General features: G+C 68.4%; 24 protein-coding genes and 3 pseudogenes. 11 read left to right on the forward strand and 16 right to left on the reverse strand.

From position 1 onward, the window contains the following. Positions 1-278 precede the first annotated feature (278 nt). Together ACGFZQ_RS50010 and ACGFZQ_RS50015 are read right to left on the reverse strand one after the other, a co-directional pair. Entirely contained in the window at positions 279-1961 is a 1683-nt protein-coding gene (locus tag ACGFZQ_RS50010; protein ID WP_393846167.1) for a pentapeptide repeat-containing protein, read from the reverse strand. Positions 1962-2011: 50 nt separating this feature from the next. Continuing rightward, positions 2012-2395: pseudogene (locus ACGFZQ_RS50015) on the reverse strand (pentapeptide repeat-containing protein); the annotation flags it as partial. Positions 2396-2782: 387 nt separating this feature from the next. On the opposite strand from ACGFZQ_RS50015, the gene ACGFZQ_RS50020 reads away from it, so the two are divergent. Continuing rightward, the gene (locus ACGFZQ_RS50020; RefSeq protein WP_393846168.1) at positions 2783-3286 is read left to right on the forward strand and encodes a hypothetical protein; all 504 of its coding nucleotides are present in this window, start codon (positions 2783-2785) and stop codon (positions 3284-3286) included. A gap of 277 nt (positions 3287-3563) precedes the next feature. Here the strand turns inward: ACGFZQ_RS50020 and ACGFZQ_RS50025 are convergent, their stop codons facing one another. The 6 genes from ACGFZQ_RS50025 to ACGFZQ_RS50050 form a co-directional block, all read right to left on the reverse strand. Further along, a complete protein-coding gene (locus ACGFZQ_RS50025) occupies positions 3564-3731 on the reverse strand; it encodes a hypothetical protein (protein WP_393846169.1) in 168 nt (55 codons plus the stop codon). A 628-nt stretch (positions 3732-4359) separates the two neighbouring features. After that, positions 4360-5148 carry a class I SAM-dependent methyltransferase gene (locus tag ACGFZQ_RS50030; protein WP_393846170.1) on the reverse strand — a complete coding sequence of 263 codons (789 nt, stop codon included), beginning with the start codon at positions 5146-5148 and terminating at the stop codon, positions 4360-4362. 439 nt (positions 5149-5587) lie between these two features. Continuing rightward, positions 5588-6193, reverse strand: a complete 606-nt coding sequence (locus ACGFZQ_RS50035) for a TetR/AcrR family transcriptional regulator (RefSeq protein ID WP_393846171.1) — start codon at positions 6191-6193, stop codon at positions 5588-5590. A 180-nt stretch (positions 6194-6373) separates the two neighbouring features. Then, complete coding sequence (locus tag ACGFZQ_RS50040) at positions 6374-7228, reverse strand: alpha/beta fold hydrolase (protein ID WP_393846172.1); 855 nt, start codon at positions 7226-7228, stop codon at positions 6374-6376. A 118-nt stretch (positions 7229-7346) separates the two neighbouring features. Further along, entirely contained in the window at positions 7347-8093 is a 747-nt protein-coding gene (locus ACGFZQ_RS50045) for an SDR family NAD(P)-dependent oxidoreductase (RefSeq protein WP_393846173.1), read from the reverse strand. Between the two features lie 30 nt (positions 8094-8123). Beyond that, positions 8124-8843 carry an SDR family NAD(P)-dependent oxidoreductase gene (locus tag ACGFZQ_RS50050; RefSeq protein ID WP_393846174.1) on the reverse strand — a complete coding sequence of 240 codons (720 nt, stop codon included), beginning with the start codon at positions 8841-8843 and terminating at the stop codon, positions 8124-8126. A gap of 199 nt (positions 8844-9042) precedes the next feature. Here ACGFZQ_RS50050 and ACGFZQ_RS50055 point away from each other — a divergent pair, with 199 nt between their 5' ends. From ACGFZQ_RS50055 to ACGFZQ_RS50065, 3 genes are all read left to right on the forward strand, one after another. Beyond that, positions 9043-9396 carry a VOC family protein gene (locus ACGFZQ_RS50055; RefSeq protein ID WP_393846175.1) on the forward strand — a complete coding sequence of 118 codons (354 nt, stop codon included), beginning with the start codon at positions 9043-9045 and terminating at the stop codon, positions 9394-9396. 32 nt (positions 9397-9428) lie between these two features. Continuing rightward, entirely contained in the window at positions 9429-9806 is a 378-nt protein-coding gene (locus ACGFZQ_RS50060) for a DUF427 domain-containing protein (RefSeq protein ID WP_393846176.1), read from the forward strand. A gap of 750 nt (positions 9807-10556) precedes the next feature. After that, the gene (locus tag ACGFZQ_RS50065) at positions 10557-11354 is read left to right on the forward strand and encodes a hypothetical protein (protein ID WP_393846177.1); all 798 of its coding nucleotides are present in this window, start codon (positions 10557-10559) and stop codon (positions 11352-11354) included. Between the two features lie 205 nt (positions 11355-11559). On the opposite strand, the gene ACGFZQ_RS50070 is transcribed toward ACGFZQ_RS50065, so the two are convergent. After that, complete coding sequence (locus tag ACGFZQ_RS50070) at positions 11560-11892, reverse strand: hypothetical protein (protein ID WP_393846178.1); 333 nt, start codon at positions 11890-11892, stop codon at positions 11560-11562. A 126-nt stretch (positions 11893-12018) separates the two neighbouring features. Continuing rightward, the gene (locus tag ACGFZQ_RS50075) at positions 12019-12585 is read right to left on the reverse strand and encodes a TetR/AcrR family transcriptional regulator (RefSeq protein WP_393846179.1); all 567 of its coding nucleotides are present in this window, start codon (positions 12583-12585) and stop codon (positions 12019-12021) included. Positions 12586-12735: 150 nt separating this feature from the next. Here ACGFZQ_RS50075 and ACGFZQ_RS50080 point away from each other — a divergent pair, with 150 nt between their 5' ends. Beyond that, the gene (locus ACGFZQ_RS50080; protein WP_393846227.1) at positions 12736-14205 is read left to right on the forward strand and encodes an MFS transporter; all 1470 of its coding nucleotides are present in this window, start codon (positions 12736-12738) and stop codon (positions 14203-14205) included. A gap of 235 nt (positions 14206-14440) precedes the next feature. Further along, a pseudogene (locus ACGFZQ_RS50085) lies at positions 14441-14614 on the forward strand (ISL3 family transposase); the annotation flags it as partial. A 204-nt stretch (positions 14615-14818) separates the two neighbouring features. On the opposite strand, the gene ACGFZQ_RS50090 reads toward ACGFZQ_RS50085, so the two are convergent. The 3 genes from ACGFZQ_RS50090 to ACGFZQ_RS50100 all read right to left on the reverse strand — a co-directional run bounded on the left by ACGFZQ_RS50090 (position 14819) and on the right by ACGFZQ_RS50100 (position 16539). After that, positions 14819-15169, reverse strand: coding sequence for a hypothetical protein (locus ACGFZQ_RS50090; RefSeq protein ID WP_393846180.1), 351 nt, complete (start codon positions 15167-15169; stop codon positions 14819-14821). A 103-nt stretch (positions 15170-15272) separates the two neighbouring features. Continuing rightward, on the reverse strand, positions 15273-16127 hold the full coding sequence (locus ACGFZQ_RS50095; RefSeq protein ID WP_393846181.1) for a JmjC domain-containing protein: 855 nt from the start codon (positions 16125-16127) through the stop codon (positions 15273-15275). Between the two features lie 121 nt (positions 16128-16248). Continuing rightward, positions 16249-16539, reverse strand: a complete 291-nt coding sequence (locus ACGFZQ_RS50100) for a hypothetical protein (protein ID WP_393846233.1) — start codon at positions 16537-16539, stop codon at positions 16249-16251. Positions 16540-16792: 253 nt separating this feature from the next. Here ACGFZQ_RS50100 and ACGFZQ_RS50105 point away from each other — a divergent pair, with 253 nt between their 5' ends. Further along, the gene (locus ACGFZQ_RS50105; RefSeq protein WP_393846182.1) at positions 16793-18391 is read left to right on the forward strand and encodes an RICIN domain-containing protein; all 1599 of its coding nucleotides are present in this window, start codon (positions 16793-16795) and stop codon (positions 18389-18391) included. Between the two features lie 84 nt (positions 18392-18475). Then, positions 18476-19396, forward strand: a complete 921-nt coding sequence (locus ACGFZQ_RS50110) for an aldo/keto reductase (protein WP_393846183.1) — start codon at positions 18476-18478, stop codon at positions 19394-19396. 304 nt (positions 19397-19700) lie between these two features. Here ACGFZQ_RS50110 and ACGFZQ_RS50115 read toward each other — a convergent pair whose 3' ends face one another. Then, the gene (locus ACGFZQ_RS50115) at positions 19701-19970 is read right to left on the reverse strand and encodes a hypothetical protein (protein ID WP_393846184.1); all 270 of its coding nucleotides are present in this window, start codon (positions 19968-19970) and stop codon (positions 19701-19703) included. A 201-nt stretch (positions 19971-20171) separates the two neighbouring features. Here ACGFZQ_RS50115 and ACGFZQ_RS50120 point away from each other — a divergent pair, with 201 nt between their 5' ends. After that, positions 20172-21107, forward strand: coding sequence for a LysR family transcriptional regulator (locus ACGFZQ_RS50120; RefSeq protein ID WP_393846185.1), 936 nt, complete (start codon positions 20172-20174; stop codon positions 21105-21107). Between the two features lie 43 nt (positions 21108-21150). Here ACGFZQ_RS50120 and ACGFZQ_RS50125 read toward each other — a convergent pair. Next, positions 21151-21297: pseudogene (locus ACGFZQ_RS50125) on the reverse strand (site-specific integrase); the annotation flags it as partial. 234 nt (positions 21298-21531) lie between these two features. Here ACGFZQ_RS50125 and ACGFZQ_RS50130 point away from each other — a divergent pair. Then, a complete protein-coding gene (locus ACGFZQ_RS50130) occupies positions 21532-21936 on the forward strand; it encodes a hypothetical protein (protein ID WP_350783781.1) in 405 nt (134 codons plus the stop codon). A 9-nt stretch (positions 21937-21945) separates the two neighbouring features. Here ACGFZQ_RS50130 and ACGFZQ_RS50135 read toward each other — a convergent pair whose 3' ends face one another. Next, entirely contained in the window at positions 21946-22746 is an 801-nt protein-coding gene (locus ACGFZQ_RS50135) for a transposase (RefSeq protein WP_393846186.1), read from the reverse strand. Between ACGFZQ_RS50135 and ACGFZQ_RS50140 the strand changes: the two genes are divergently transcribed. After that, positions 22745-23551 carry a YcxB family protein gene (locus tag ACGFZQ_RS50140; RefSeq protein ID WP_393846187.1) on the forward strand — a complete coding sequence of 269 codons (807 nt, stop codon included), beginning with the start codon at positions 22745-22747 and terminating at the stop codon, positions 23549-23551. The two genes, ACGFZQ_RS50135 and ACGFZQ_RS50140, sit on opposite strands and share 2 nt — an antisense overlap.

A 23551-nucleotide genomic window follows, 5' to 3' on the forward strand; every position in this document is an offset into this window, starting at 1 on the left:
AAGGACCTCGACAATCCTCATTCTTGCTGGTCAGAGGCACTTTTCGTTTATCTGACCATCCGTCGGACACCAGACTTCATGAAAGCGCGAGGTTAGTGGCGTAGCCAAGGATGCCGGAGGCGTCGACTACCCAGGCGTGCGGGCTGTCCAGGTCGAGGTTCTGGACAGCGAGGGGGTGGCCGGCGGGGCACTCGAACAGCCCGTCAGCGAGAGCACGAAACTCGGTTCCAGGGCGCCGGGATGGCTATCGGACCACGCCTGCGACGCCGGGGCCGCGGTCAGCGTTTGATGCGTCCACGGATGGCGAGGACGCCGAGGGCGAGGAGGGTGGGTTCGAGGAGACGGGACGCCATCTGGATGTAGGTGCCGGCGGTCGTGGGATTCTGGCCGCTGGAGCGGAAGACGACCGAGTTGACAGCGACACGCGTGGCTTTCTCCGCGCGGGCCCCGGTCATGCGCTGCGGCCATCCACCATAAAGAGCCGGGTCGGGGATGCTGGTGTTGAGGCTGATCCTGCTGCCATTCAGGGTTCCAGTGGTGGCGGGGTCGGGGTCGTGGGTGGGCAGACCGATGCCCATCAGGAGCAAAATGGTCACGCTCATGGCGGCCAGCAGCCAACTGAAGGCACGGGAGGCGCGCAGTCCGTAGCCGGACAGCAGCCAGTACCCCCACAGCAGGCGACGCTCGCCCTTAGTGGTGCCGACTCGGTCGTGGCGTCGCATCTCGCATTCGCCGTAGTAGAAGTCGGCGGCACCGGGTTCGTTCTTGCCGTCCTCGAAAGCCTTGCGCAGATGCCGGTACAGGGCGGCGACGTCTTCCGGGTCGGGGGTGCGGGCGGGATCGGTGGGGTGCGGGCCGGGACGCCACCTGCGGGACCCGAGGCCGGCGGTGTGGGCACGCCAGTGGTGTTCCTCGGCGAGGACACGTCGACGGGTGAAGTGGGCGGGTTGGATGCCGTGGCGGTGCCAGCCGGTGGGGGCATTGGCGAAGGTGGTGCGGCCTTCCAGGCGGATTTGGTCGAGGTGAAAGGCTCCAGAGAACAGGCAATCGGTCAGGTCGGTGTCGGTCAGCACCAGGTGCGCGGCATCCACGCCCTGTACGGAGACAAGCCGCACCTCGTGCGAGATGCTCGGTTGCAGGCTTGGGGCGGTCAGAAGGTCCTCAGTCACAGGCGTGCGATAGTCGTTAGAGGGGGTGGGATGGGTAATGACCGCGACAGGGGCGGTCAGGACCGCGTGACTGAGGTCCACGCTCGCGTACCGGACCCGCACGGTTGCCGTCGACTCCCACCGTGTCCGCTCACACACAATCTCCCGCGCCGCTATCTCCAGCGTCACCGGTAGTACAAAAACGGCCCTCGATAACATAACCCCTTCCGCGCACACCAACGGTCCCAACACTGACACACCCTCAAACCGCGCCCCGTTGAACCAGGCGGTATCTGAGAACTGCGCCCCGCCGAATCCGGCGGGGCCGGAGAATTGTGCCCTGCCAAACCAGGCTTCGCCGGAGAACTGAGCCTCCTCAAAATCCGCGTCGCCGGAGAGCTGTACCCGCTCAAACCGCGCGGTGCCGGTGAACTGCGCCCTGCCAAACCAGGCCGTATCGGAAAACTGCGCCCCGCCGAACTCAGCGTTGCTGGAAAACTGAGCCCCGCTGAATCCGGCGAAGCCGGAAAACTGTACCTGCTCGAACCGGGCGTCGCCGGAGAAATGCGCCTCGCCGAACTGGGCGTTGCCGGAGAAATGCGCCTCGATGAACCAGGCGATGCCAGAGAAGTGCGCCCCGACGAACTGGGCGTTGCCGGAGAAATGCGCCTCGATGAATCCGGCAGCGTCTGAGAACTGCGTCCTGCCGAACCGGGGGTCGCGGGAGAAATGCGCCTCGCCGAACCGGGCGTCGCGGGAGAAATGCGCCTCGCCGAACCGGGCGATGCCGAGAAATGCGCCATGTTGAACCAAGCGTCCCGAGAGAACTGCGCTCCGATGAACCCCGCCTCGCCGGTGAACTGCGCCCCGTTGAACCAGGCCGTATCGGAAAACTGCGCCCCGCCGAACTGAGCATTGCCGGAGAACTGTGCCTGGGTGAACATGGCAATGCCTAGGCGAGGTTTGCCGGTCGAGGGGTCGATGAGGGCGTTAAGGAGGGCCTGTAGCAGGTTTGGGGTGAAGGGGGTGCCGCTGTGGTTGATATCGGCGCCCGGGGGCAGCCTGCTCAGATAGGCGTCGCGGTTGGTGTCGGTGAGGTGGGCCAGGCAGGCTGTGTGGCCGGGGACGTAGATGCCACGACAGCCGACCGGGTCGATGACCGGGTCCGCGTCGTGTCCGCAGTGAGACCAGGGCGGCGGTGAGGGTGTGGTCATGGTGCGGCAGCTCCGCGGGTGTGGGTAGAGCATGTACGAACAAGGACGTGCTCTCGACCAGATCCGGTTCGAGTAACAAGTCGCGTCGGGGAGTGCCGCCGAAGTCTGCTGTCCGCTCCGAACGTGCCGTACATATCCGAAGAGCCCACGACGCGATCCATCTGCAGGACGGCACCCCAAGTCCCCTGAGTTTTAGCTAAAGCTCCGGAAATCGAGCGCTGCATTGGCTAATGTGGCGTCAGCGGGCGGCGGGTTGCCGTCCTGTATGCGATGGAGGGGGCACAAGCATGCGTATCGTCGAGGGTTCACCACAGGAGCTCGTGGAGTACGAGCGCCTCAACGGGACGGCCGCACAGACACCGGACGAGGACGGTGCCGCTTCGACCTGGAACCCGGCCAGCGGCCCGCCGTCCTGGCGGCATGGCTGCCACCCCCGACGGAGCGGTCCTCGCCGCCCAGACCCTCCACCGCGCAACCAACCTCGACGACACCGAATCCGAACACGTACAGACCAACGAAGCATGGGCCGCCCAGGCCCGCGACGCTCTCACCGCGCGCTTGGCCGAACACCTCGCTACGGCAACCCAACAACCCGCCTCACGACTCACCGAGCAAGACAGCACCCTGATCTGGATGTGGCGCCACACCGCCCCTGCCGGCATCCGCTCCTGGCTGCGCAACCGCCTCGACAACGGCTGGGAACTCCTGCCGCTCCTGGCCGCATTGATCACCCCCAAGCAGTTCCCATTTCCTCTCCTCGACCCTGCCACCCTGGCTGGCCTCGACGCGATGTTCACCCTCGACGCCCTCTACACCCACCTCGCCCCCCCTCCTCGAAAACCCGCCCGATCCACAACTCACCGATCAACACCACCTGAACCATGCAGCCATCCACGCCCAGCCCGCACGGGAACAGCCACCTAGTCACTCCATGACCGCAGTTACTCAACCCCTGCTCTTTGCTCAGGCCCCCACCCAGAACTGGCTGACGCCCACCCACTGCCGCCCCACCGCTCAGCCACATCTCTGACCAGCGCGAACTCTGCACCCGCTATAGCAGTCGGCGTGAGAATGACCTGGTCGTTCGTCACTCACGTCAGCAACCGGTGAGCACTACCCGTCAGTGCCAATCACCAGGTCGCGGAGGCTGTGCCGCTGACACTCAGATGACGATGTCCAACTGACACTCGCCCGCAGACTGTCACTCCCCGACCGGGTTGGTGCCTCCGTAGGAGCGCATCGGCTCGATCTCCATGGCCGCGTCTCCGAGCCGCCACTGGACGCTGCTCATGGTCTCGACCCAGTCCCGCCCCAGCTTGACCAGCTCGTCGTAGCGCTGCTGGGTCACACTGCCGACCATCCCGGTCATCCGGACACCACCCCCACGAGCCCCGGGGACAACACCCTTGCATGCCGTCAACTCGCCTGGAAGCCCGTCACTTCGCACCATCCGACCGACTCGCCCGGCAGAGAAGGGCTTACGGCCCCGGCGCCCGAAGGGGCCCCGCGTCCATCGAACGCGCAGGCTCACGCCTCGCCGGACCGGGCGCGCCGCGCATGCCAGGCCCGTCTGCGGCAGGCGGGAGAGCAGAACACTGCCGAGACCAGGCGGTCGACCCCGACCGTCCACGCCACCCCGCACTGCGGACACGAAGCTGTCACGCCAGCCTTCACCGCCTCGGTCCGAGCCCTCGTTCGGCGCATCCGCCGCGGGTGCCCCGAACGGCACGCCGCCTCACAGAACACCGCCGTCGACGACTTCGCCGACGGCATCAACGGCCCACCGCATCCCCGGCACAGCCTCGGGCCGCCCCCGTCGACCGCGACGACGACCAGACGCAGCCGGGGTACTCCGCCCCTGCCCATACACCCACCGTACGGCGGGCGGTGCCTGCGGCCCAGCCGTCGCTTCGCGCGGATCCGCCCGAAGCGACGAGCCCCTGAACTGCATCAACGGACCAATCGACTTGACACGCAAGGAACTGACACAGGCCCTGCTAGTCGGCCTGCAGGACGAAGAACAGGAAGCACAGGAAGCGCGGCTTGGCCGCGATGGCCTCGGGGAACATCTCGCGGGCGGCGGGATCAGGCTCCGGCTCGCTGATGACCGTGATCCGGAAACCGGCCCCGGTGAAAGCCTCGACCATCGCGTGCAGCGGCCTGTTCCAGCGACTCACCAGGGCGGTCTGGCCGCCGATGGTCCACTCTACGGTCCATTTGGTGGTGTCGAAGTAGTTGTACTCGGCCTCGCGGCCGGCCTCGCGGTGTATGAGGTTGATGGCGAAGGGATGGTCGACGGAAGCGATCAGCCGACCGCCGGGCTTGAGTATGCGTCGCAGCTCGGCCAGCGCCGGCCCCCAGTCCTCCAGGTAGTGCAGCACCAGGGACGCGACTACATCGTCGAACGTGTCATCAGGGTAAGGAAGCGGGCTGCCCAGGTCCGTCACCTGCAGGTCCGCACCGTCGCCGAGCCGCTGCCGGGCCAGCTGCAGCATCTCGGCACTCGCGTCGAAGCCACTCACAATGGCGCCACGGTCGCGCAGCGCGGCAAACAGGGGCCCCGAGCCGCAGCCGGCGTCGAGGATCCGCCGGCCGGCCACGTCTCCAGCGAGGGCCAGCATCGCGGGCCGCTCGTAGTAGGCATTGACCAGGTTGGTTTCGTTTGCGGCCGTGTACGCCTCGGCGAAGCTGTTGTAGTCGTTGGTCTTCGACGGATCCACACTCACTGCGGACGGCGAGACCAGCCTGGTGGAAATCGTGTGCTCTTGGCGCTCGCTTGAGATCATGGTGCGGGAGACGTGTGCTGCAGCAGTTCGGTTCCTGGCCCCTTCCGGTCGCCCTCACAGCCCTGAAGATCCAACGAGCCGTTCGTTTAAGCGTCACGACCACCGTCATGTCATGTCGGCCTCAGGAACAGGCACTAACGAAGGCGTGGGCCCCGCCGCGAGGTCGTCGGCGCGATCCGCTACGTACGCTCGCCTGGTAAGGAAGGACGGGCCGTCGGAGGCGTCGTGCCAGGTCGTGCCGTTGTCCCGGGACCGCAGAACGCCTTGACCGCCGGTGATCACCGCCGGGTCACCCGGGTACCAAACGCTGGCCCTGGAGGCGAACAGCACGCCGTCATGCTGAGCGAACGCGACGGGGCGCAGGGGATCGCGTCGCTGCAATGCCCTCAGACACCCCGCTTGAGCTGGTCCTCAGCGGGGGCTTCGGCGTCCCACCGGATTACTGCCCGGCGTCGACCAGTTCCTTGTTCCTGACTGCGGCGTCGAACAGCGCCGCGGCTGCCGCGCGGGCGGTCGTCGCCGCGGACGGGTCCCGGTCCATCCGCGCCGAAACACCCGCGCCGTCGTACAGAAGGTGCAGCTGCCGCGCCAGGCCCTCGGCGTCGGCGACGTCGGCCTCCCGCGCCAGATCCGTGAACATGGTCCGCACCCACAGCCGGTACCGGTCCACGGCGCCCTCGACGGGGCCGCCGTGCCGCGCCTCCGCGCTGGCCGTCATGTGCGCACAGCCGTTGAAGTCGGGCTCGGTGAACAGCTGGCCTTGCGCGTCGAAGACTCCGAGCAGGCGTTCGCGTGGCGTCCGGAACCGGGTCAGGGCGCGTTCGACCTGGTCACGGGTGTTGGCGTGGCGGGCGTCGAGGTATGCCTGGACCAGTTCTTCCTTGCTGCCGAACAGGTTGTAGAGGGATGCCTTGGCCACGCCGGCCTTCTGCACGATGCGGTCGATGCCGACGCTCTGCACGCCCTCGCTGTAGAACAGCTCGTCGGCGGCGGCCAGCAGACGTTCACGCACGGACGGCTTCGAGGCGTTGGCCTTGGTGGGCATGATGGCTTCCTTCTTTCAGACTGGCGGTCCAGTCTACGGCTCCTCGCGGGGACTCATTCGCCTCCTACCCCGTCCAACAGAGCCAGACAGACCTGTCTTCCCTCGCTGACGAGCAGAGGCGGTCACCGTGCTGCGGTGACCGCCTCTGCTCTGTGGGGCCTGCTGCCTGGCCGCCACGTCCTAGCGGTCGAGGAAGAGCTTGGTGTGGGTGACGAACCGCTCGGGGTACTGGAAGTGGGCGCCGTGGTTGGCGTCCGGGTAGAGGATCAGCTCGGCGTTGGGGAGGAACTGCTGGAGGATGTACGAGTTGATCGTCGGGATGATGATGTCGTCGGTGCCGTTGACCACCAGGACCGGGATCGTGATGTTCTTCAGGACCGAGTACGCGGGGTCCTTCGTGGCGCCGTAGGTGTGGATGGCGGTGCCCTGGCCGGCGAAGACCTGCTCGCCGAACGCGGAGTCGTCGCGGTCCTTGCGGGCCACGATCCGATCGACGTATGCGCGGCCCAGCTTCTGGCTGGTTTCGGTCGGCGCGAAGAGGACCGGGAGCCACATGTCTTCCTGCCGGGGCAGCTTGACGGTGAACAGTGCGGCGGTATCCGCCGGCGTCTCGCCGATGCCCACGCCGCCGCGCGGGCCGGTGCCCACCAGGACCAGTTTGCGGGCCAGGTCGGGGCGCTGGATGGCGACCTGCTGGGCGACCAGGCCGCCCATGGAGTGGCCGACCAGGTCCACGCTCGTCAGCCCGAGGGCGTCGATGAAGCTGCCCGCGTCGGTGGCCATCTGCTCGATGGTGTCCGGGACGTCGCCGCTGGTGGAGGCCACTCCGGTGTTGTTGAACAGGATGACCTCGCGGTCTGCGGCGAATCCGTCGCTGATCGCCGGGTCGTGGTCGTCCAGGTTGCCGATGAAGTGCTGGAAGAACACGACCGGTGTCTGGCCGGCGGCTGTGTTGCCGAAGCGCCGGTAGGCGAAACGGATGCCGCCGGCCTCGACGAACTGGGTCGGGGCGGTGTCGTGGGTGTGATCGGGCATGCTGGCGCTTCTCCTCGGATCAGCATGTGGAGGTGAGATGGTGGGCCGGGCGGCGGTTTCCGGCAGCCGCATGTGGGGGGCGTCCGGGTGCACAGGGAAGCTCTGCACCCGGAGCGGATCAGTTGGCGCTGTGGCCGCCGTCGGCGTTGAGGATGTGGCCGGTGATGAACGACGCCTGCTCCGATGCGATGAACACGATCGCGTTGGCGACTTCCTCCGAGAGGCCGAGGCGGGCCAGCGGGACCTCGCTCACCAGGGCCGCCTTGTTCTGGGGTGTGCCGGTGAAGCGGGTCAGCATGCCGGTGTCCGTGGGGCCGGGGGCCACACCGTTGACGCGGATCCCCGAGGCTGCGACCTCCAGGGCCACCGACTTGGTGATGCCTTCGACGGCGTGCTTGCTGCCGACGTAGACGGAGGCCCCGGCGGCGCCCTCGTGCCCGTAGGTCGAGGAGATGTTGACGATGCTGCCGCTGCCCTGTTCCTGCATGACGCGGACCTGGTGCTTCATGCTCAGGAGCACGCCCAGGACGTTCGTGTCGAACGTCGCGTTGTACGTTTCCGCGCTCTGGTCGGTGATCGGGCTGGGCCGGCCTTCGGTGCCGGCGTTGTTCACCGCGACATCCAGACGGCCGAACCGTGCGACGGTCTCGTCGACCATGGCGCGTACGTCGTCCTCGTTGCGGACGTCGGCGTTGATGAACTCGGCCCACGAGCCGGCCGCACGCAGTTCCTCGACCAGGGCCTTGCCGGCCTCATCGCGGCGTCCGGTGACGACCACGTTCGCGCCCTGCCTGGCGAAGGCGACGGCGGCGGCGCGGCCGATGCCGGTGAGGGCACCGGTGATCAATACGACGGGATTGTCCATTGCTTTGCTCGGTTTCTGTAGCGGTGGGGGTCAGACGGCGGTGCGTCCGCCGTCGACGGGAATGACAACGCCGGTGATGTAGCCGGCGGCCGGCGAGGCCAGGAACGCGATGACGTCTCCGATCTCCTCGGCCTCCGCCGTGCGGGCCAGGAGCGTGGTCTTGCCCAGGGCCGTGAGGCGCTCCCTGGATGAACCGCCGGTGTAGACCGGCCCGGGGGCGACGGTGACGACCCGCACACCCCGCGGGCTGTACTCGGCGGCCCAGGAACGGGTCAGCGAGGTGAGCGCGGCCTTGGTGGCGCTGTAGGCGGCGCCACCCGCCAGGCCGACCTGCCCGGCCATGCTGCCCAGGTTGATCACGACGCCCTGGCCGCGCTCGGCCATCGCCGGCGCGATGGCAGCCGTGAGGTAGTAGGCGCTGCGCACGTTGGCGTCGAACAGCGCGTCGTAGGTGTCGGGCTCCAGGTCGGCGGTGGGGCCGAACCAGGAGAACCCGGCATTGTTGACGAGAACGTCGATGTCCCCGGCCGTGGCCGCAAGCTGCCTGACAACACCGACATCGGCGAGGTCGGCGGCGAGGAACTCGGCGCTGCCGCCTGCGCTCTCGATCTCCTTGACCACTGCGGCTCCGCGGTCGGCGTCGCGTCCGTGGACCAGGACCTTGAACCCGTCCCGGGCGAGCTTCAGCGCTGCGGCCCGGCCGATGCCGGACGTCGCGCCGGTCACCAGGGCTGTCTGCGACTCGGACATGATCGCGACCCTTCTAGATTTGGTTAGACCGGTCTGTCTTCTTTCGCTATCCAGCTAAACAGGTCGGTCTAGTCTCGTCAACTCGACGAGGACGTCAGAGCATCTCATCTGGTGTTTGACACATCGATGAGCCGCTTCTATGGTTCAAGAAATAAATGAACAGACTGGTCTAATCACTCTTCGATGCAGGGAGCAGCGCATGAGTAGCGCCTTCTTCGGCGCGTCGTTCGACGCCACCGACGCCGTACGCGCGGCGCAGTTCTGGGCCGCGGTTCTGGACCGCACAGTCGCCGACGGGGCGGACGAGCACGACGCCGTGGTGGAGGCCGGTGATCCCGGCAGCGGACCACGGCTGGCCTTCCACCAGGTGCCGGAGGCCAAGACCGTCAAGAACCGGTTCCACCCGGATCTGATCACCAGGGACTATGAGGGCGAGAGCGAGCGTCTGCTCGCTCTCGGGGCGACCAAGCTCCACGAAGTCGTTCGTGGCGACGCCCGGTGGACCACGTTCGCCGACATCGAGGGCAACGAGTTCGACCTCATCTCCGGCTAGACCACCCACCACCAGGAATCGAGGAGAAGACCATGACGACGACACGGGAACCCAAGATCCACGGTCCCGACCATCCGATCACCATCGAGCCCACCGGCATGCGCGTCGTGGCGCGCGCCGGCGGACAGACCGTCGCCGACACCACCCGGGCCCTGACCCTGCACGAGGCCAACTACCCGCCCGTCCAGTACATCCCGCTCGACGACGTCGACCAGTCGCTGCTCACATCCAGCGCCACCCAGACGTACTGCCCCTACAAGGGCGACGCGTCCTACTACGGCATCGCCCTCCCCGGAGGCGGGCTCCCCGACGCGGTGTGGTCCTACCGCGAGCCGTACGACTCTGTCGCAGCCATCGCCGGCCACGTCGCCTTCTCCACCGACCAGGTAGACATCCAGGTCAGCGCCTGACAGCCGCGGGAGGAGGCCGCGGGCCTCCTCCCAGCCGGCCGGCGCTCCCACCACCCCGGCCAGCGAGACGAGCAGAGAAAAACCACCGCGAGCGTCGAAGAGTCCACACCGCCTGCCACAGGCAGTCTCCAGGAGAGCCTGCCTGGCGGTCCTGGCCGTGGCAGTGGGTAGCTTCACCCTCGTCCCCAACGAGTCCCCGACGTAAGACCTGCCCAGCCGCATCAGCAGCACAACGGTGAATTGCGCAGCATCGAAACACTGCCTCTTCACCAGTGGCACGCGGACACGGTCGACGCCACCGTGGTCGGTTTCACCGGCACGGCCCGGCATCCGTAGGTGCTCGCCGTACGGCTGCCCGACGACCGGGTGGCGCTCTCGCAGCGGCTGACCACCACGCTCGCCTCCGTCGTCGGCCCGCGCCTGGCCCCCAGGCTGGGCGAGCGTCTACGAAAGCCGGCGGCTCCTACACGCCCGCCGCCGGTGATGTGGTGGCGGAGGCCGTGGTGGGCACGACCCGGCACGCGGTCGTCACCGTGGTCCGCCTGCGCTGACCCGCGACATCGCCATAGTCAGACTGCCCACGACCCAAACTGGGTGGCATATGGCGCCTTCATGTCTTCGGGCCGTCAACAAGTCGTTCGTGATCTCATCGTCGGTCCTCATACAGTCGACCTGTGACAAGCACATGGAGACGGCTGTCTGAACCGTCCGGCGGGAAAGACCGAACCGGAAGCTCTGTGGGCAGAGGGTGTGCCGGACCACATCGACGTGCCCATCACTGAATGGCTGTACGAGGTGCTGCGCACGTTCGGCATGGCGACCCCCGTGGCGGTGCGGCTGAAGCTTCCATCCAAGATCCTCAGGACCAGCGATCCAAACCAGACGCCGGCCACACTCAGCGACCCGAAGAAGCCGATGCTCCGACTGGAGATCATCGACGCAACGCTGCGGTGCGTACAGCAAGCCTTGCGCGGGGCAGATTGGCACCACCAGCAAACGGCTGCTTCCCACGCCCGCCAGCTGGAGGGCATCCTGCGCGAGGGCGACTGCGCCTTCACAGTCTCCCAAGACGGCAGCAGGCTCGAGCGCCGTATGGACGAGGCGCTCCACGCCCCCTACGACAAAGCCGTAGACGCCGGGGCTTCGAAGGCAGAGACGGCCGCCGATCATCTCCGTGCAGCATTCACCGAGACATACGGGATCAAGCCCGACCCGAGCGCCGCATACTCTCGTGCCATCAAGGCCGTTGAGGCCATCGCCAACCCGCTCTTCCTGCCTAAAGACCCGGAACCCACCCTCGGCAAAGTCCGCTCCCGCCTGGATCAGGGGCGGCACAAGTTCGAGATGGTCATCGCCGACAGGACGGGAGCGCCTGCAGACATCGACGCTGTCGTCGCGCTGATCAGCCTGCTCTGGCACGGACAGCGAGACCGTCATGAGGCAGGACCCACCAGCGCCCCCGTGACTCAAGAGGCTGCAGAAACAGCGGTGCACACAGCAGCCATCCTGGTTCACCGGACCTCAAGCGGCAGCATCCGTGAGAAGTAGCCGAAGGATCCTGCCCGCTGCGCCCCACGTCTACGCGTCATCCCGGCTGGAGGAGACGGCCGCCTGTCCCGACCCCTTCGACCGCACGGAGGCCCTCGCAACGTGACGTGGGCGGGCCCCGCTTGTCGGACGGGTCTGCAGAGCAAGGGACAAGCCTCCGGGACCGGTTGGGCCCCGGAGGCCTCGTCGACCCCCTCGCGGGTGGTCAGGAGGCGCGCCGGGCCGCGCCAGCCGGGCCGATCGCGTGGGGCCCGAACCTGGCGCGAACCCGGTCAGCCGCCCCCTCCATGACCAGCCGGGCTTCGCGGCGGGGATCAAGGCTGAGCTGCTCAGCAGCGGTATCGGCGGCGACCGCGTCGTCGCCTTTCAGCACGATCCCCCTCAGGCGCCCGCGCTGGAGACCTGCCGCGTCCATCAGCTGGGAGACCGCCATGCGCAGGTCGCTCTCGCTGACCTCTTCCCTGCCAGTGGACCCGGCAAGAAGGCATGAGCGGCGCGCGAAGATCTCCCGGTACTGCTCGGCGGTGATACGGACCACGGCATCATCCCTCCAGCGCGGGTACCGGCTCCGGTAACCTGCCAACGCCGGCCGGGCGCGTGCGGGCGAGCACCTCACGGACCCCTGGCACCGCGTCCGAGAGCTGATCGCGGGAACGGGTTGAGGTCACAGCAATCGGTCGACCAGCCCGTCGATGTAGTCCGGGGTGAGCGGGACCATGCCGAACAAGACGCGGATATACATCGGGGCCAGGATGTGGTCCAGCACGTCGAACGCGTCAGGTGCGTGCTCGCCACGGTCACGGGAGCGATCGAGCATGGACTGCAGTTGCCGGGTGCGCTCGGCACGGAGGCCGGCACCAGCCCGCAGGCCCTGCTCACCACTGCTCGACAGGGCGACGGCCAGATGCAGCACCGCCGGACCGTCGGGTCCGGTGATCTCGCGGGCCACTTGGGCCGCGTACGTGCGCAGGTCACCGGCGAGGCTCCCGGTGTCGGGCATCGGCGACTGCGCATTGAGGCGAGTGAGCACCACGTCGGTGAGCAGGTTTTCCAGGCTGCCCCACCGGCGGTAGATGCTGCTGTCGGCTACACCTGCGCGAGCTGCGACCTCGCCGACGGTGAAGTTGCCGTAACCGCGCTCGCCGATCAGGCCGGTGACGGCCTGGTGCACCTGCGCACCGACACGGGCGCTGCGCCCGCCGGGCCGCCGGGCCCGCTGTCGCTCGTTCATACCCCCCACCTTAACGCAGTCATCGCTTGCGTTTGCGAGGCGGCCCTCCCTATAGTCGACTAACGCAGTCACCGACTGCTTTAGGGTGCTCAGGTGTATCGCCCCCGCGTCGACCGCGACCGGGCGCAACTCACGATCGAGGGGGATCCCATCGCCGCATCACGTGCGACCGCAGGCAGTCGATCAAACCGGGCCGTGCTGCTCACGGTGGCCTGCCTGGGCCAATTCATGGTCCTGCTCGACAACACGATCGTCGGAGCGGCACTGCCCGACATGCAGCACCGGCTGCACACTCAGCTGACCGGACTGCAATGGATCGTCGACGCGTACGTACTGCTGGTCGCCATGCTGCTGCTGTCCGGCGGGGTCTTCGCCGACCGATTCGGCCGCAAGCGGGTGTACCTGACCGGCGTGGCGGTGTTCACCGCCGCGTCGCTGCTGTGCAGCCTCGCGCCCTCGCTCGGCTGGCTGGTCGCCGGCCGGGCGCTGCAGGGCATCGGGGCCGCGGCGCTGAGCCCCGCCTCGCTCGCCCTGCTCGCCGCCGCCTGTCCCCTGCCGCAGGAACGCATCAAGGCGATCGGGCTGTGGGCCGGACTCAGCGGAATCGGTCTGGCCGCAGGCCCCGTGGCCGGCGGCGTGCTGACACAAGCCTTCGGCTGGCCCGCCATCTTCCTGGTCAATCTGCCCATCGGCGTGGTCCTGCTGCTGGCCGGCCTGCGCCACCTCGGCGAGTCCCGCAACCCGAGCGCCCCCGCGATCGACATCCCGGGCACGCTGCTGTCCGTTCTGGCGGTGGGGGTACTGACCTACGGGCTGATCGAGGGGGGAGCCCGCGGCTGGACCTCACCGGTCATCCTGGGCAGCTTCGCCGCCGCGGTGATCCTCCTCGCCGCCTTCGCCGCCGTCGAAGCGCGCCGCTCCGCTCCGATGCTGCCGCTGCGGCTGTTCGGGCAGCGCCTGTTCACCGTGTCCAACACCGCCATGACCGTGGTGGGGTTCGCGCTCATGGGCTCGTCGTTCTTCTTCTCCCAGTTCTTCGTGTACGTCCAGGGCAGCTCAATCCTGCGCGCCGGCCTGCAGACCCTGCCGGTATCCCTCGCCATGGTGATCGTCAGCCCGTACGCGGGCCGACTCGCCGCCCGGTACGGCTTCCGGATCGCGGTCACCACCGGCCTCGCCCTGGCCGGCCTGGGACTGCTGGCGCTCGGCACAGTGCACGCCGACACCGGCTACAGCAACGTGTGGTGGCGGCTGGGAGCCATCGGCACCGGCTTCGCACTGGCCATGTCCCCACTCACAGGCGCCGCCATCCAAGCAGTCAGCCCGCACGAAAGCGGCCTCGCCTCAGGCATCACCAGCACGACCCGGCAAATCGGTGCGGTGCTCGGCGTGGCGGTCCTCGGAGCCATCGTCCGCCCCCGGAAATCCGGCGGCACATCCCTCGAGACCGGCCTCAACAGCGCCTTCCTCACCGCCGGCACCGTCACCGTGGCCACCGCCGTGCTCACCGGCTTGTGGCTCGCAACGTCCAAGCCCGCCAAAAGCTCCACCGCGCCACAACGCTCCACTCACCGAGAAGCGGCCACCACTCCCAACAAGACACCCACGAACAACCGATGACAACAACAACCACCCCAGCCAGGAGAAACCGCAACACACCAAAGCACCAACATCACCATGCCGCTGCCGAGGCCCCCTGGGCGAACGGGCACCCGCTGCCCGCTCATGACCGCGTGATGTTCCTCAACTCGCTGGTCACGTGCGCGCCTTCGCCCGCATGGTCACCCAGTTGCAAGGCGACCGGCTACCCGAAAGGACCGCAGCGGCCACCCCAGCCACCAAACCGCCCAGTCTCCGCCGGTTCGCGCAGCACCTCGAACGCGACCTCGCCGCCGTCATCGCCGGCCTCTCACAGCCCTGGAACTCCGGCGTCGTGGAAGGCCACGTCAACCGGAGCAAAATGATCAAGCGCCAGATGTACGGTCGGGCCGGCTTCGGCCCGTTGCGGAAGCGAGTCCTGCCAGCCTGACCGCAGCTTTGTCGCTCAACGAGCGGGTCCGTTCAGCTGACCGCGAGCGGCACAGGAACCACGCCCAGCTTGTTCCGGCATGAGTCCACGGCCCGGATGACCCAGGCAGTCACGGCGTCGCAATCCGGCGCGATCACGTGAAACTCGCGTACCTTCTCCCGCCCCTTCGGCCATCCACGGGGCCAGCGGGTCCTCTCGAAGGACTCACCCGAGGAGTTCGCGGGCCGAATCCGGGCCACCCACCAGAGCGGCCGCGACCCCGGCGTCGAAGCCGTCCCAGAGGAATCCCCGTCGCACCGGCCTGGAAGCCAGGTACCGGGCTACATTCTGCAGATCCGGGAACCTCTCCCTCAGCACCCTCACGTTCGCAGCCACCTGCCGGCTGAGTCCAAGTGCCAACCGCCTGAACTGGCCCTCGGCGCGAAACAGCTCGGAGCCGGTCCGGACCACGTCCGCATCGAAAGCCAAGAGGTCCACGTCGTGCCACAGCCACATCGCACCGACGCACAGACCCGAATTCTCCCCCCTCGGCCACACCCACAGGCCGATCGCCACGGCCGCCGCGGCAGTGACCGCTCCTGCCCCAATCCACCGCTTCCGCGCTGGTCGGGCACTCTGCTCGGCGATCCCTACCGCCACGATCACGGCAGGTTCCGGCTCAGCCCCAGCTGCCGCGCTGGGTGCCCCGACGACGTCCTCCAGGGCGAAGCCGGCCGGCATCGGCGCGCGTGGCCAGGTCCACGATCTGCCCGTCGACCAGCGGGCGCAGCACCGCTTCCGCTGCCGGGGCGAACTCGAACGTGCTCCCGGCGGCGGAGAGCGTCACCGCGTCGTCGCCGACGTCCAGCACGGCGCGGGCGGTCGTCAGCCGCACCCGGAGGCCGCCGTCGGCGGGAACGCCGTCGATGTACGGCAGGCTCGGCACCATCCGACCGACGGCCTGGCCGTCCATCGCGGCCCGGTAGCGGGCGAGCAGCGTCGGGGCGTCCAGCAGTTCGGCGAGCCGCTTGCGCATCCCGTCCACGGCGTCGGCCTGAACGTCCGGTGAGACGAGCAGCGGCAGGTCGCGCCGCCAGTCCTCGTGCGCGAGCAGCTGCTCGCACACCCACGCCATCAGGTCCGTCGCGGTGTGGGTCTGCAGACCGCAGGTGCCATGCAGGGAGCGGACGCCCTGGTCGGCGGAGACCGCGTGCCACACGCAGCGCGGCACGTACAGAACGTCGCCGGGATGGAGGACCATGTCGGCCACGGGCTCGGTGGATGCCTCGCCGGGGTCCTCGATGTCGCGGTAGAGCGGGAACGGGCGGGTCGTGCCGTAGATCCGCCACCGCTCCAAGCCGTCCAGCTGGACCACGACCGTGTCGTGGTCGTCCCAATGGACGCCGAACCCCTCGATGCTGGTCCAAGAGGCGTACAGGTTCGCCTGCACACGGGTACAGAGGTCACGCTCGATCGCTTCGGCGAGGCGGGCGATCGGCGGGTGGAGTTCGTCGACGCTGTCCAGAGCGAGCAAGGCGCCCTCCTGGAGGGGTGCAGTTCGGCCGGGTGAAGGCGGTGCCACACGGTGTGCCGGCGCGTGGACACCGGGGCGGTGTAGCCGCCGACCAGCAGCGTCTCGCCATCGCGGGACAGCCTCATGCGCGGCGGCTGAAGGCGGTGGCCGGCCAGGATCTGGTTGAGTCGTCCCAGGTCATCATCCCGGCCACGTCGATCGCGCCGTCTTCTCCGCGGGCGGGCAGTACGGCTGCCGGCGTCAGCGGGTCGGTCAGACCTGGTACTGACCGACGGTGATGAAGTAGCGCAGTTCCTCCGGCGTTGCCGTCGATGGCCTTTTCGTCCGCGGCGCGCAGGGCCTTGCTGATGCCGGGGCGGGCCAGAATCCGAGCGACGGCGACGCGGTCGTCCTCGGCCTGGGCGAGCCGCAAGCCGCTCTTCAAGAATGCGGCCCGATCAGTGACCGATCCCGCTGGCAAACAGATGGAAATGATCGTATGTCAGCTGATGGTTCGTCATCGAAAGTATTGATCTCTGCGTTGACGAGGGACGGCGTCGGGTCCACGCCGGAGCTGCCCGGCCACGATGACACCGCAGTCACGAGCGTCGTATGCGACGAGATGCTTCACGCCCGGTCAGGCATGTCATGATCATGCGATGCACTATTCCCTTCCTCTTTCCCGCATGCCTACGAAAGTCGCGCTGCTGGCCCGCCTGACGGCGATCTGCTCGCTGCTGCTGGGAAGCATGTACGTGATGGCCGGCCCGGCGCAGGCGGCCAGCGAGATCGCCCCGATCCCTGCCGGCGGGTTCAAGCTGTCGCTCGACAGCGACTCGACCTCGGCCGTCAACGAGGGGGAGGCAGCCAGCACCCAACTCAGCAAGGTCGGGCTGACCACCCTCGCCGGGAGCGGCACGGCGGGGCAGGACGGTCTGTGCTACCCGGCTCCTTTCAACCCGGGTGTCGACGCCGACGGCTACTGCTGGAAGAACGACGGTGACGACAGTGGCACGAACGGCTGGAGCCCGCAGGGGCTCTCCGTGCCGCACAACGACGTGGCCGACGGCTCGTGGGAAGGCCACCTCTGGGACGTCGTCTCCTGGCACAACGAGGACAACACGCTGGCGAGGCTGCGCTTCGTGAGCCACGCCGCGGCCACCCCCCGGTACACCGACGTGCTCCTGACGACCCTGTCCGCGGACGGCAAGCTGACCCCGCTCGCCTCCCACGCCGACAGCGTCGTCTGGTACAAGGACAACCTCTTGGTCGGCAACGGCCGGTATCTGCACGTCTTCCGCCTCACCGACCTGATGCGCGCCACCAACCGACCCTCCGGCTTCGACTACGTCCTGCCCAGGTCGTACCTCTACCGGACGCCCTCGGACAGCAGTTCATCCTGCCAAGCGGTCACTGGCGACGCTCCCTGCCTCACCTCCCTCAGCTTCGACCGGTCCACCGGAGCCTTGCTGTCCAGCGAGTACGTCCAGAAGGCGGCGGGCGGCCGTCTCGTCGAATGGCCACTCGACCTGACCGCCGGCCTGCCGAGGACGGGGAACGGCAACTCGGTCACCGCCTCCGCCGCCTGGACCTCACCGGTCTGGGGCATGCAGGGCGCGGTCTACGCGCAGGGCTCCTTCTTCCTCAGCGGTCTGTGCCCGTCGTCCTTCGACACCGGGTACCGCGAGAGCGCCTGCGTCCACAAGGCCGGGCGCAGCGAGGCCCCGCACGTCCTGACGGCGGTTCCCGACATGACGCAGAACCTCGACTGGGACGGCTCCAGCGGGCGTGTGCGCGGGATCAACGAGGTGGCCCAGTCCACCCAAGTCCTTCCCCAGCGCCTGGTCTTCAACTTCTCGCCCACCGCTCGTTCCATCGAGACCGTCAGGCTCCGGAACATCAACAGTGACAAGTGCCTCCTGCCATACGGCTCCAGCCTCAATGACGGGGCGAACGTGGTCCAGTGGGACTGCAACGGTACGAGCGCGCAGAACTGGTACTGGGACGGATCCCGCATCCGCAACTTCCAGAGCAACCGCTGCCTTTCCGTGTACGGCAGGAGCACCTCCGACGGCGCCCAGATCACCCAGTGGCGCTGCAACGGCGACGCAACCCAGAACTGGTCACGGGCCAGCGGAACGGCCGGCGGATCCGTGCTCGTCAACGGCGGCAGCAACCTCTGCCTCACCATCTACGGACGGAGCACGTCCAACGGCGCCAACTCCGTGCAGTGGACCTGCCAGCCGGACCACACCGACCACAACTGGACGGGCTCCGGCACCTGACGCCATCCCCGCCGACATGGACCAGGTCGCCAGGCCGGGCTCGTTCGTCGGGACAACGGCCGCGCGCTGGTACGGAATCCCCTCGTGAAGGCCCGCCCACTCGGTCGTACGAGCGTCCGTGTCAGCACGCTGGGATTCGGTGCCGCCCCTATCGGCAATCTCTGCAGCCCGATCGACGACTGCCAGGCACAGGCCACCCTCGAGGTCGCCTGGGACGTGGGGGTGCGCTACTACGACACCGCCCCGCACTACGTCCTCGGACTGTCCGAACGGCGGCTCGGCGATGCCCTCGCTCACCGTCCACGGGCGGAGTTCACCATCTCCACCAAGGTCGGCCGGCTGCTGGAACCCCACCCGGCACCCACCGGATCCGACCTGGCGGCAGGAGACTTCGCCGTACCCGACACGTTGGTCCGTCGCCCCGACTACTCACGGGACGGTGTCCTGCGAAGTCTGGAAGGCAGCCTGAATCGCCTGCGACTGGACCATGTGGACATCGTCTACATCCATGATCCCGACGATCACCTGGACGCTGCCCTCGACCATGCCCTGCCCACGCTGACGGCTCTGCGCGACCAAGGTGTCATCGGTGCCGTCGGTGTCGGCATGAACGCGGTCGCCCCGCTGCTGCGCATCGTCACGGAGGCGGACGTCGACGCCGTGATGGTGGCCGGGCGGTGGACCCTTCTCGACCGCACCGCTCGCCCCTTGCTGGACGCGTGCGCCGAACGTGGGGTCGCGGTGGTGGCCGCCGCCCCGTTCAACTCCGGTCTGCTCAGCCGTCCTCACCCCGCGAGTGACGCCACCTTCGACTACGGCCCCGCCTCGGAATCGGCACTGCGTCGTGCTCGGCTCCTTGCCGGGGTGTCCGGCCGGCACGGCACCGCACTCCCCCACGCCGCACTGCGGTTTCCGCTGCGCGACCCCCGCGTGGCCTGCGTGGTCGCAGGTTTCCGTACCCCTGAGGAGGTCTGTCCGCTGCCCGCTGGGCCGCCACCGATCTGACCGAGGAAACATGGCTGGACCTCGACACGGCAGCCGCACAGGCGGCAGAAGACCCGCCCTCGTAAACGCGGCTGACACAGAAGGCAAGTCCTCAACCCGCCTGGCTGTTGGGGTGCTCAGCCTGCCTCCTGAGTGGAACCCCCGCCGGTCTGTGAAGACGCCCCGGCTCTGCTGGAGTCCGCGCCGCGCGCTGTGACCGAGCACGCGTCCGGGAAGGTGCCGTGGCAGTGCGGACGGCAGGTGTCGCACACCGCGACCGCCCGACCTCGGAGTCGGGCCGGGCGGCCGCATCGCTGTCGTGGTTTCAGCCCAGGTGGTAGTCGAGGAGGGCGAGACCGGCAGCCGCGGCGCGCTGTTGGTAGGCGCGCAGTCCCGTGGGCGCCGGGGGCGCGGGCTGGTGGGCGTTGCGGTGCCAGTGGCCGGTCAGCGCGGCGAGGAACGCGGTGGTGGTGGCAGGGTGGTCGCGGAGCAGGCGGGCGATGTTTGCGGGGGCGTGTGCGGCGAGGACGATTTGCGGCGCGAGGGAGGCCGCGTCGATGCAGGCCGGGCCACGGCTGGCGTGTGCCCAGTCCACGAAGGTCACGATGACGCCCACAGCCAGCCGAACTGCCGCCCAACCGTCTCCTGCCCACCCTGCTCAGCGCACTCCCCTTGAGCTCCCACTCGGACAAACTGACGTTGACCAATGAGAGGTATGCGGGCAGGACAATGGCAGGTCAAACAACTGACCTGCCAGCAATCTACAACCATCAGTTGTTCACTAAGGTGGGTCGGCGTGGACCTCGAAGCAATGCGTACCTTTGTCGTCGTCGCGGAAGCGGGCCAGTTCCAGAAAGCCGCCACCGACCTGTCGATCACCCAGCAGGCCGTCTCCAAACGCATCGCCACACTGGAGCACGACCTCGGTGTGCGGTTGTTCGCCCGTGCCCCACGCGGCGCCGAGCTCACCATCGATGGTCAGGCGTTCCTGCCCCACGCACGCGAGCTGCTGCGCGTCGCCGAGCGTGCGGGCGCGTCCGTGCGCCCGGGTAACCGTCCGCTGCGCGTCGACGTGATCGCCTCGCGCAGCGCGCAGTCGAGCCTGATGCGCGGCTTCCACCGCGCACACCCCGAGATCGACCTCGACGTGATGATGCTGTTCGACATCGAGACGGCCGTCACCGCCATCCGCTCCGGTGCGATCGACGCGTCTTTCCGCGCCGTCGCCGCGCCCGGCCGGCCCCTTCCCGAGGACGTCGAGTCCGTCCGGGTGCTCGACGAACCGCTCCAACTCCTCACCGGCCCCCGCCACGCACTGGCAGGCGCCCGCTCGGTCACCCTCGCGCAGCTCACCGGGCACCGGATCTGGATGCCCGGTATCGCCCCCGGCACCGAATGGGCCGCCTACTACGACGACCTCGTCGCCGAGTTCGGCCTCACCATCGAGGTGACCGGCCCCAACTTCGGCTCCGACGCACTCCTCGACACCGTCGCCGACACCCCGGCCCTGGCCACCTTCATGGGCGAGCCCACCCGCCTCATCTGGCCCGCCGACCACGACCTGCGCCGCATCCCGGTGACCGACCCGACGCCCGTCTACCCGCACTCGCTCCTCTGGCACCGCGACAACCCCCACCCAGCGCTGGTCACCCTCCGCGCCCACCTCGCCGCCACGGCGGCCGGCCACGACGCCGCCGGGACCTGGGCACCGGGCTGGGTGATTCCGCGCTGAACGGCTCCCCGCCCGTGCGGCCAGCCCTACCTGGCGCAGGCGGTCAGCGGCGGGCGTTCTCCGGCTTCTTGTGCCGGGACTTGGCCATCAGCATCAACAGCGAGGCACCCTGCTCGTCGAGATGGGTCAGGGCGGAGTGGCGGTATTCGTGCAGGTCCCAGCCCGAACCCGGCCCGCGCAAGGCCGTGTGTGCGAGAAGCCGGACTCATCACGACCATCCGGTACCGCAACACAGCGCTCCACAGCCCCGGCCAACTGGGGCGCGTATCGGAAGTGGGTCCTGGGGCGGCTCGGTATCTGGGCAGACAAGCCCATCTCGCAAGATCGGCAGCGGTCGATGGGCAGGTACTGGTAGTAGTCGGCCGTGGCAGGAGACGCGTGGACCCCAGTGATTTCGATGGTCGGTGTGGCTGTAGGTGGTGCGTTGACGTATCTGACCCAGCGCACGACGCAGCGGACAGCTGACCGGGCTGAAGAACAGAGGCGGGCTGCGGTACGGGCGGAAGAGCGGCGTGCCGAGCAGATCAGGACCGTGCTGGAGTTCATTCGGTGCGCGCTGGAGGCTGAGGGCGTGGCCCATGCGCGGCCGCATCAATGGGCGGTCGGTGATGACTGGTATGTGACGGCGAGGCCGGCGATGGACGGTCTTCGAATAGCCGAGAAGAGCATCGAGTTGCTGTGTGCCCCTGGCCTTCACTCACCGACGACCGCCTACGCCCGCGCCCTTAATCAAGCGGTCTGGCAGGAGCGTGACGAGGGGAGCCTGGCCGAGCGCCTGGAGCCGTTCAAGGCGGAGTTTCTCGCCGTGGCACGCCACAGCCTGACCTGACATCGCAGGTCACAGCCACTCGTTGATGGCTGCTACGAGGACGGTGGCCTCGTAGCGGACCGCGAGCTTGTCGTACCTCGTGGCCACGGCCCGGTGCCTCTTGAGGCGATTGATACCGCACTCGACCGCGTGCCGAGCTTTGTAGTCCTCCGGGTCGAACTTCGGCGGACGGCCGCCGTGGGATCCGCGCTTCTTACGGTTGCGGGCTTGGTCGGCCTTGTCCGGAATGGTGCAGCGGATGCCACGTCTGCGCAGGTAGGCGCGGTTCTTGCGGGAGGCGTATGCCTTGTCGGCGCGCACCCGACTGGGACGGGTGCGCGGTCTGCCCGGCCCCAGCCGCGGCACCCGGATGCGGCTCAGGACGACCTCGAACTGCGGGGAGTCACCGCGCCGCCCGGCGGTGATCACGATGGACATGGGTTTTTGGCCCTGCTCGACGGCCAGGTGCAGCTTGGTGGTCAGTCTGATGGGGCTATTTGAACTTCCCCACCCGGTGCTCGCGGTCTCCTCGGAGTCGCTCGGCTTGGTTCCCCAGGCGGACCGGCGCTGACCTGCGGACGGGCACCGCAAGGGAGGGCCCGCCCGATAGGCAGCCAGCATCAGAGCCGTGGTGGCCAGTCCAGGTTGCGCGCAGCGCATCGCGTGAGTGACGCCGTAGGCGCCCTTGTGCCCCCGGGGTCCTACCGCAGACACCAGCCGCAAAGTAGCGGTCAGGACTTTGCGACCGCGGACGCCGACCACCGCCAGGTCGCCGGTGCGGCTGGGAAAGCCTCTACGATCCGGTTGATCACCGAACCGGGGAGGGGACATGGCCGAGGGCCGGGAAACGGACGCGGTCGCCGAGAGACCGGTGGAGCTGGCCTACCGGCCGACCGTCGGCGAATTGGCGTCCGCGCTGCGGGCACGCGCGAGGAGCACCGGCGCGGGACGCTTTCAGCGCGGGGCGCTGGTCTGGACGGTGGCGGTCACGACCATCGGCGCCCTGCTGTCGGCGGCTGGCTCCGGCCACCGGGACACACCGTGGCCGCTGTATGCAGGGGTGGTGGTCTTCGTCGCCTTCATGACTGCGGTGCCGTGGTTGCAGGCGCGCCGCCTTCACCGGCTCGCCGAACGTCAGGGGGACATCTGCGGGACGGTCGACGACACCGGGGTCCGGCTCACCACCGCGCACAGTTCGGCCAGCCACGACTGGCACCCCTACTCGCGCTATGCCGAGACGCCGGAGCTGTTCGTGCTTCTCAGCGCCGACAAGTCCGCCGTCGGCTTCGCCGTCCTGCCCAAGCGGGCCGTGGCGGACCCCGAGGACGTGGACCGGCTCCGGGCGGTCCTCGACCGGCGGCTCGTGCGCGCGGACGACGCCAAGGCGCCCGGAAGCCCGCGGAGCCGGGGCCGGGCCGTCGGCCGCGGGGCCGGCTCTGTGGGACTGTTGCTGCTGGGGCTGCTGCTGTTCTTCTTCGCCTTCGCCGCCGTCCAACGCGCCACGCACCCGGACCGCTTTCCCGGAATCCAGAACAACACCGCCCCGGTATCGGCCGTCATGCTGGGGCTGGGGGCGCTTGCGGTCGCAGGGGCCTGGTGGCTCGTACGGCGGATGACGGCCATGCGGATATCGTGA

This window comes from Streptomyces sp. NPDC048254 (assembly GCF_043201895.1).
Lineage (GTDB): Bacteria > Actinomycetota > Actinomycetes > Streptomycetales > Streptomycetaceae > Streptomyces.

Coding starts and splice junctions, on each gene's coding strand:
- ACGFZQ_RS50020 (WP_393846168.1), top strand. CDS start 2,783: ATGGCTGCCACCCCCGACGGAGCGGTCCTCGCCGCCCAGACCCTCCAC.
- ACGFZQ_RS50025 (WP_393846169.1), bottom strand. CDS start 3,731: ATGACCGGGATGGTCGGCAGTGTGACCCAGCAGCGCTACGACGAGCTG.
- ACGFZQ_RS50030 (WP_393846170.1), bottom strand. CDS start 5,148: ATGATCTCAAGCGAGCGCCAAGAGCACACGATTTCCACCAGGCTGGTC.
- ACGFZQ_RS50035 (WP_393846171.1), bottom strand. CDS start 6,193: ATGCCCACCAAGGCCAACGCCTCGAAGCCGTCCGTGCGTGAACGTCTG.
- ACGFZQ_RS50040 (WP_393846172.1), bottom strand. CDS start 7,228: ATGCCCGATCACACCCACGACACCGCCCCGACCCAGTTCGTCGAGGCC.
- ACGFZQ_RS50045 (WP_393846173.1), bottom strand. CDS start 8,093: ATGGACAATCCCGTCGTATTGATCACCGGTGCCCTCACCGGCATCGGC.
- ACGFZQ_RS50050 (WP_393846174.1), bottom strand. CDS start 8,843: ATGTCCGAGTCGCAGACAGCCCTGGTGACCGGCGCGACGTCCGGCATC.
- ACGFZQ_RS50055 (WP_393846175.1), top strand. CDS start 9,043: ATGAGTAGCGCCTTCTTCGGCGCGTCGTTCGACGCCACCGACGCCGTA.
- ACGFZQ_RS50060 (WP_393846176.1), top strand. CDS start 9,429: ATGACGACGACACGGGAACCCAAGATCCACGGTCCCGACCATCCGATC.
- ACGFZQ_RS50075 (WP_393846179.1), bottom strand. CDS start 12,585: ATGAACGAGCGACAGCGGGCCCGGCGGCCCGGCGGGCGCAGCGCCCGT.
- ACGFZQ_RS50105 (WP_393846182.1), top strand. CDS start 16,793: ATGCCTACGAAAGTCGCGCTGCTGGCCCGCCTGACGGCGATCTGCTCG.
- ACGFZQ_RS50140 (WP_393846187.1), top strand. CDS start 22,745: ATGGCCGAGGGCCGGGAAACGGACGCGGTCGCCGAGAGACCGGTGGAG.
- ACGFZQ_RS50135 (WP_393846186.1), bottom strand. CDS start 22,746: ATGTCCCCTCCCCGGTTCGGTGATCAACCGGATCGTAGAGGCTTTCCC.